The organism is Mesorhizobium sp. M2C.T.Ca.TU.002.02.1.1, assembly GCF_003997225.1.
The window spans coordinates 1-7,847 of sequence record NZ_RZTO01000234.1 but is presented as its reverse complement, the minus strand read 5'-3'; the positions used below and the strand labels follow the sequence as shown (position 1 = coordinate 7,847).

Genomic DNA, 7,847 nt, shown 5'->3' with positions numbered 1-7,847 from the left:
CCTCCTTTCCGACGCTGGTGCGCAAGATCCCGGTCTACGAAATCGTGCCCGACGAGGCGGTGGAACTGATCCACGAGGAATCGCTCAAGATCCTCGAGGAGGTGGGGTGCGAATTCCGCGATGACGGGGCGATCGCGCTATGGAAAGCGGCGGGCGCCGACGTCCGGGAAACGCGCGTCCGCATCGACCGCGCCTTGCTGATGGAACTCGTCTCGAAGGTTCCGCCCGAATTCACGCTGAACGCCCGTAACCCCGAGCGCACCGTGCGCGTCGGCGGCAAGAACTCGATCTTCGTGCCGATGTATGGCGCGCCCTATGTCCGCGATCTCGACAACAAGCGGCGCTACGGCACGCTGGCCGACCTGAACAATTTCCATAAGCTCGCCTACATGGCGCCGGCGCTGCATTCCTCGAGCTCGGTCATCTGCGAGCCGATGGAAATCGCGGTGCCGAAGCGGCATCTGCACATCATCCATTCGGCGCTGAAGCATTCCGACAAGCCGTTCATGGGCATCGTGACCTCGAAGGAGCGGGCGGAAGACACGATGGCGATGGCCGGTATCGTCTTCGGCGAGGAGTTCGTGCGGGACAATCCGGTCTTGGTGGCGATCACCAACTGCAATTCGCCGCTGGTGTGGGACGCCACCATGATCGATGCCATGCGTGTCTATGCCAGCCATAATCAGCCGCTGATCCTGGCGCCTTTCGCGCTCTGCGGCGCCTCGACCGCGGCCTCCGCCGTCGGCGCGGTGGCGCAGGTCAACGCCGAGGCGCTTGCGGGCGTGGCTTTGACCCAGCTCATCCGGCCCGGCTCGCCGCAGCTCTACGGCCAGTTCATGGTCACCGTCGACATGAAGACCGGCGCGCCGATGGGCGGCACGCCGGAAGCGGCGCAGATGATGTATCTGATGGGTGCGCTAGCCAGGAAATACAAGCTGCCTTGGCGCACCTCCGGCTTCCATGTCGGCTCCAAGCTCAACGACGCCCAGGCCGGCTACGAGGCGAACATGCTGATGCATGCCGCGATCCTGTCCGGCGCCAATTACATCTGGCATTCGGCCGGCTGGCTGGAGGCGGGGCTGACCTGCGGCTATTCGAAATTCGCCACCGACTGCGAGCAGCTGGTCGGCTGGTACAAATATGCCGGCGGCGTGTCCTTCGACGATTTCAAGGACGCGATGGCGGCGATCCGCGAGGTCGGTCCGCAAGGGCATTTCCTCGGCACGCAGCATACGCTCGAGCATTTCGAGAGCGCCTTCTTCATGCCCAACATCATGGACTTCAATTCCTTCGAGCAGTGGAGCGCCGAAGGCGCCAAGGACCACGACACGCGCGGCCTCGAGAAGGCGCGCAATATGCTCGCCGACTACCAGGAGCCGAAGCTCGACGAGGGCATTGCCGAAGGTCTCAGGGATTTGATCGCGCGGCGTGAGGAAAAGCTGCCGGACAGCGTTAGTTGATACATATCAACGACAGTTGAACCAAAACGGGCGAAGACTCGAAGAAATCAATGGGAGAAAGAGAATGACACTGTTCAGAAGCAATGGCGATCGGGTCCCGGCCGCGATCGAAGCGATGGCCGAGGAGGCGCGCGCGGGGCGTGTCGACCGGCGCGAATTTCTGGCGCTGGCGAGCGCCTTCGGCGCGTCGACGGCTTTCGCCTATGGCATGCTCGGCCTTGCCGCGCCGACCAGGGCGCTCGCCGACGAGCCCAAGAAGGGCGGAACGCTGCATGTCGCCATGTCGGTCAAGGCGCAGAAGGACCCGCGCACCTATGACTGGACGGAGATGGCGAATGTCACTCGCACCTGGCTGGAGCCGCTGGTGCGCTACACGCACCAGTTCACCTTCGAGCCGGTGCTGCTCGAAAGCTGGGACGTCAATGACGACGCCACCGAATACACGCTGCATCTGCGCAAGGGCGTCACCTGGAACAATGGCGATGCCTTCAACGCCGATGACGTGGTCGCCAACCTCAACCGCTGGTGCGAGAAGGGGGCTTCCGGCAACTCGATGGCCGCCCGCGTCGGCGCGCTGATCGACACCAAGACCGGCAAGGCCAAGGACGGCGCGATCACCAAGGTCGATGACCACACGGTCAAGCTGAAGCTCAACGAACCCGACATCGCCATCATCCCCGGCTTCACCGACTATCCGGCGCTGGTCGTGCATCGCGACTTCGACAAGGACGGCGCCGATCCGATCAAGAAGCCGATCGGCACCGGTGCGTTCGAGCTGGTGTCCTATGCGGTCGGGTCGAAAGCGGTCGTCAAACGCCGCGAGAATGGCAAATGGTGGGGCGGCGAAGCGCCGCTCGACGGGGTGGAGTTCATCGACTACGGCACGGACTTCAACGCCACGCTGAATGCCTTCGATTCCGGCGAGATCGATCTCGATTTCGAAACACCGGCCGATTTCATCGACCCGCTCGACAAGATGGATCTGGTGAAATCCGAGGTCGCGACGGCGACCACGCTCGTTGCCCGCACCAACGTCACCCACAAGCCCTATGACGACAAGCGGGTGCGCAACGCGCTGCAGATGGCGGTCGACAACAACCAGGTGATGCAGCTTGGCTATAACGGCCGCGGCACGGTCGGCGAGAACCACCACGTCGCACCGATCCATCCCGAATACTACCCGCTGCCCAAGAAGGAGCGCGATGCCGCCGGCGCCAAGAAGCTGATGGCGGAAGCAGGCCAGGCCGACTTCGAGCATGAGCTGATCACGGTCGAGGACGAATGGCAGAAGAATACCGGCGACGCCATCGCCGGCCAGTTGCGCGACGCCGGCATCAAGGTCAAACGCACGGTGCTGCCGGGCTCGACCTTCTGGAACGACTGGACGAAATATCCTTATTCCATGACGATCTGGTACATGCGCCCGCTGGGCGTGCAGGTGCTGGCGCTCGGCTACCGCACCGGCGAGGCCTGGAACGAGACGGCCTACTCCAATCCGGAGTTCGACGCCAAGCTCAAGGAGGCGCTGTCGCAGATCGACGTCGCCAAGCGCAAGGAGGTGATGAAGGATGTCGAGGCGATCCTGCAGGACTCCGGCGTCATCATTCAGCCTTTCTGGCAGAAGCTCTATTGCCACATGAACAAGAAGGTGAAGAACTACTCGATGCACCAGACCTATGAAATGGACTTCCAGAACGTCTGGCTGGATGCCTGAGCGCGCCCGGGCTTCATGAGCCGCAAAGACTTCATGAGCCGCAAAAAAGGCGATATGCAGGATGCGTGGTGGCGAGCGTGCCGCCACGCACCGAACCCCGGAGATCCTGCATGAAGCCGATAGTGCTTGCCGCTGTCTTCTCGATTGCCTTGCCCGGCGCGGCGTTTGCCGGGCCAGCGTCCAACGCCGTGAAGTTCTTCTATGTGCCGGCGGTGAAGTTCGAGGCGGACGCCAAATACCGTGACCGTTTCACCGAGCCGGTCACGAAGCTGTTCGAGGCCAACGACAAGGCGCAGAAGGAGAAGCCCGACGAGGTGTCCTGCATCGACTTCGACCCGGGCCTCGATGCCCAGGATTTCGACCAGAAGACCCTGTCGAAGACGCTGAAGCTCACCGAGACCGTCAATGGCGACATCGCCGAGGTGACGGCAAGCTTCAATCTTTTCCCGGAAGGCGATGACTCCAAACGCGAAATGGTGTGGTCGCTGAAGAAAGTGGACGGCAAGTGGAAGATCGCCGACATCAGCTCCAAGACCAACGACTGGAAACTCAGCGCGCTGGAATGCGGCGCCTCGACGGAGTGATGCCGTGCTTCGCCGCTTTCTCCTCGCGCTGGCGAGTTGGTCGATGCTGGCCGCGGGGCTGAACGGCGGCGCCTCTGCGCAGGGGCTCTTCGGCGCGCCGCCGCCAAAAGCCTCATCCGGCGACAATACCTCGCCGCCCGCGGTCGACACGGCGCCGCCTGCAGCCACCGCGCCGGAAAGCAAGCCGGACGAACCGGCGCCTGTCGCCCCTGTTCTGCCCGGGTCGCCTACGGCGGTGGTGAAGCCCTTCTACGAGCATCTCGGGCTGGAGCTCGATCCCGCTCAGCGCAAGAACTTCGTCGATCCGGCGAAGACGGTTCTCGACAAGAGTGATGCGCTGCGCGCCTCGGGGCAGGGCGAATGCCTCGATCCCAATATGGCGCTCGACAATGCCGACTATGACAAGCTCGCCATCGACCGCAGTCTGCGCACCATCGAGGCCGTCAATGGCGACCAGGCCAAGGTGGTCGTCGCCTTCGTCGTCGAGGGCCACCAGCACCGCCTGGAATGGAAGCTGAAGAAGGTCGGCGGCGGCTGGAAGGTGTCCGACCTTCTCTCGGTCACCGGCGAATGGGCGCTCAGCCAGTACCAATGCGAATGATGGTGGTTAACTCAGCCTCTTCCGCGATAGGGCGCAACGCCGGTGTCGGGCAGCCAGGCGTCCTTGGGCGGCGCGCCGGTCTGCCAGAAGACGTCGATCGGGATGCCGCCGCGCGGGAACCAGTAGCCGCCGACGCGCAGCCAGAGCGGTTTCGTGGCCTCGACAACACGGCGGCCGATCATCACGGTGCACTCCTCGTGGAAGGCGCCGTGGTTGCGGAACGAGGTCATGAACAGTTTCAGCGACTTCGATTCCACCAGCGTCTTGTCCGGCGCGTAGTCGATGACGATGTGGGCGAAGTCGGGCTGGCCGGTGACCGGGCACAGCGAGGTGAATTCGGGGCAGGTGAAGCGCACGATCGCCGGCGGGCCGTCGCCGCGCTGGAACGGCACTGTCTCCAGGACCGCCTGTTCGGGGCTCTGTGGCGTCTCGACGTGCTTGCCGAGCTGGGTGAGGTTCTTGGCGTCAGTCATAAGCGGCTCCTTGCCGCAACCCAATTTGGGGCGGCTTCGTTGGGCGCTCCTTAACATGAATGAAATGGCAGGAAGAAGATGACCAGCAACGACCCGCTTCTCCAACCTTACCAGCTCAAGCACCTGACGCTGAAGAACCGGGTGATGTCGACCAGTCATGAGCCAGCCTATTCCGAGGACGGCATGCCGAAGGAGCGCTACCGGCTCTACCATGCCGAGAAGGCCAAGGGCGGCATGGCGCTGACCATGACGGCGGGTTCGGCCATCGTCTCACGCGACAGCCCGGCTGCCTTCGGCAATCTGCATGTCTATGACGACCGCATCGTGCCATGGCTCGCCGAGCTGGCGGATGCCTGTCACGAGCATGACTGCAAGGTGATGATCCAGATCACCCATCTCGGCCGCCGCACCGGCTGGAACAAGGCCGACTGGCTGCCGGTGCTGTCGGCCTCGCCGGTGCGCGAGCCGGCGCACCGCGCCTTCCCGAAGACCATCGAGGAGTGGGACATCGAGCGCATCGTCGCCGATTATGCTTCGGCCGCGCAGCGCTGCCAGGCGGCTGGCCTCGACGGCATCGAGTTCGAATCCTACGGGCACCTGATGGACGGCTTCTGGTCGCCTTTGACCAACCATCGCGACGACGAGTTCGGCGGCTCGCTCGACAATAGGCTGCGCTTCACCGACATGGTGCTCGACGCCGTGCGCGCCGCCGTCGGCGACAAATTCGTCGTCGGCATCCGCATGGTCGCCGACGAGGATTTCGAAAAGGGCCTGTCGAAGGAGGAGGGCGTCGAGATCGCCAGGCGGCTCGCCAATTCCGGCAAGGTCGATTTCCTCAACATCATCCGCGGCACGATCGAGACCGATGCGTCGCTGACCAAGGTCATCCCGGTGACCGGCATGCGGTCCTCGCCGCATCTCGATTTCGCCGGCGAGGTGAGGGCGGCGACGAAATTCCCGACCTTCCATGCGGCGCGCATTTCCGACGTCGCCACCGCCCGCCACGCCATCGCCACCGGCAAGCTCGACATGGTCGGCATGACGCGCGCCCATATCGCCGATCCGCATATCATCAAGAAGGTGATGGAAGGCCGCGAGCACGAGATCCGGCCTTGCGTCGGCGCAACCTATTGCCTCGACCGCATCTATGAAGGCGGCGAGGCGCTGTGCGTCCACAACGCCGCGACCGGCCGCGAAGCGACGGTTCCGCACATCATCGCCAAGAGCGAAGGGCCAAAGAAGAAAGTCGTGGTGGTGGGCGCGGGCGCCGGCGGCCTGGAAGCCGCGCGCGTCGCGGCTGAACGCGGCCACCAGGTGATCGTGCTCGAAGCCTCGAGCCAGGCCGGCGGACAGGTGCGCCTGGCGACCCAGAACCCGCGCCGCAAGGAGCTGATCGGCATCATCGACTGGCGGCTGGCCGAGCTCGACCGCCTTGGCGTCGAGATCCGCTACGACACCTGGGCCGAGAAGGACGACGTGCTGGCGCTGGCGCCGGATGTGGTGATCGTGTCGACCGGCGGCATGCCGCAGAACCCGCCGCTGACAGAAGGCGACAATCTTGTCACCTCGAGCTGGGACATCATGGCCGGCAGCGTCAAGCCGTCCGAGAACGTGCTGCTCTACGACGACAATGGCGGCCATCAGGGCATGGGCGCCGCCGAACTCATCGCCAACAGCGGCTCCAGGCTGGAGTTGGTCTCGCCGGAGCGCTTCTTCGCGCCGGAAATGGGCGGCATGAACCACGTGCCCTATATGCGCGCCTTCCACGAAAAAGGCGTCACCGTCACCATCAACACAAGGTTGCGCTCGGTGCGGCGAGAGGGCAACCAGCTCATAGCCGAGCTGGCGTCGGACTTTGCCGACGGCTGGCGCGGCGAGCGGCGCGTCGACCAGGTGGTGGTCGAGCACGGCACCGTGCCGCTCGACGATCTTTACCTATCGCTCAAACCTCTGTCGAAGAATGGCGGGGCCGTCGACTATGAGCGGCTGGTGAGTGGCGGCGACATCTTCCCGGCGCGCAATGCCGAAGGCGGTTTCGTGCTGTTTCGCATCGGCGACGCGGTCGCCTCGCGCAACATCCACGCCGCCATCTATGACGGCATCCGGTTCGGGATCAGGATCTGACCGGGCAAGGCACGATCGGAAGAGATCATGCCCGAACAAAAGGACGCGCAACGGACCTTTGCAAGGAGAGCCACCTGCCGCTCTGGTCCGCTGCGCGCCGCGCCCGGCCGGTTTCGCCGGCCGTGCGATGTCAAAATAGCTTGGCGGTCGCCATACAGAACACGGTGATGACCAGCAGCCCACCGGCGATGCGTTCGCCTCTGGTCATTTTTGCCCGCAGCTCAGTCTGCGTCGCTTGATCGGCGCCGGCCAGCTGCCTGCTGGCGGAGGCCACAAGCGCGCCCTGCACCCCGGCGGCGATCAGCGCCGTCAAAATGCCCAGCGCCAGCACCTTCTCCATCGGGCCGAACGCGCCTTCATGGAAGAAATACCAGAGCAGTACGCCGGTCAGGAAAACCAGGCCGGAGGCGCCGAGCTGCGGCCGGATGAAGCGTTCCGCCTTGATCTCCGGGTCGCGGGCGACAGCGATGGTCGTGCCGGCCCAGAACACGCCGGCCATGACGTGCAGGCCGATGGTGATGATGTAGACATATTGCATGACCGCATTCCTCTCTGCCACCCGCCGCGCCGCAGCCATGCTGCGACGCCATCAATAAGACAAAGTTAGATATCTAACGATTAGATGTCAATGCACGGAGCCGAGTTCCACCTTGCCATTGCATGCTCTACTGTCACGTCATGACACCGTTTGACCGCCCGCCCGTCGGCATGAATCTCGCCCGCACATCGAAAGTGGTGGCCCAGGCTTTCGATGCCGCCATGGCCGAAGCCGGCGGCACGCTGCCGGTCTGGCTGACCTTGCTGTCGGTCAAGTCGAAGGAACTCGCGAACCAGCGCGAGCTTGCCGGCATGATCGGCATCCAGGGCGCGACGCTCACCCATCATCTCAAC

Annotated in this window: 7 protein-coding genes and 1 pseudogene; 6 read left to right on the top strand and 2 right to left on the bottom strand. The window is 63.9% G+C overall.

The features are described 5' to 3' along the window. The 4 genes from EOD07_RS14675 to EOD07_RS14660 all read left to right on the top strand — a co-directional run. Positions 1 to 1,460: trimethylamine methyltransferase family protein (locus EOD07_RS14675; RefSeq protein ID WP_164772255.1), on the top strand; the 1,460-nt coding region annotated here is incomplete at its 5' end. 64 nt (positions 1,461 to 1,524) lie between these two features. Next, entirely contained in the window at positions 1,525 to 3,174 is a 1,650-nt protein-coding gene (locus EOD07_RS14670) for an ABC transporter substrate-binding protein (RefSeq protein ID WP_040986596.1), read from the top strand. Positions 3,175 to 3,284: 110 nt separating this feature from the next. Then, positions 3,285 to 3,758, top strand: coding sequence for a DUF3828 domain-containing protein (locus tag EOD07_RS14665; RefSeq protein ID WP_041010426.1), 474 nt, complete (start codon positions 3,285 to 3,287; stop codon positions 3,756 to 3,758). A 4-nt stretch (positions 3,759 to 3,762) separates the two neighbouring features. After that, positions 3,763 to 4,359, top strand: a complete 597-nt coding sequence (locus EOD07_RS14660) for a hypothetical protein (protein WP_127235985.1) — start codon at positions 3,763 to 3,765, stop codon at positions 4,357 to 4,359. Positions 4,360 to 4,370: 11 nt separating this feature from the next. On the opposite strand, the gene queF is transcribed toward EOD07_RS14660, so the two are convergent. Then, positions 4,371 to 4,832 carry a preQ(1) synthase gene (gene queF / locus EOD07_RS14655; RefSeq protein WP_127235984.1) on the bottom strand — a complete coding sequence of 154 codons (462 nt, stop codon included), beginning with the start codon at positions 4,830 to 4,832 and terminating at the stop codon, positions 4,371 to 4,373. Between the two features lie 78 nt (positions 4,833 to 4,910). Here queF and EOD07_RS14650 point away from each other — a divergent pair, with 78 nt between their 5' ends. Then, the gene (locus tag EOD07_RS14650) at positions 4,911 to 6,956 is read left to right on the top strand and encodes an NADH:flavin oxidoreductase (protein WP_127235983.1); all 2,046 of its coding nucleotides are present in this window, start codon (positions 4,911 to 4,913) and stop codon (positions 6,954 to 6,956) included. 130 nt (positions 6,957 to 7,086) lie between these two features. On the opposite strand, the gene EOD07_RS14645 is transcribed toward EOD07_RS14650, so the two are convergent. Beyond that, on the bottom strand, positions 7,087 to 7,494 hold the full coding sequence (locus tag EOD07_RS14645) for a hypothetical protein (protein ID WP_127235982.1): 408 nt from the start codon (positions 7,492 to 7,494) through the stop codon (positions 7,087 to 7,089). 140 nt (positions 7,495 to 7,634) lie between these two features. Here EOD07_RS14645 and EOD07_RS14640 point away from each other — a divergent pair. Further along, positions 7,635 to 7,847, top strand: a pseudogene (locus EOD07_RS14640) (MarR family winged helix-turn-helix transcriptional regulator); the annotation flags it as partial.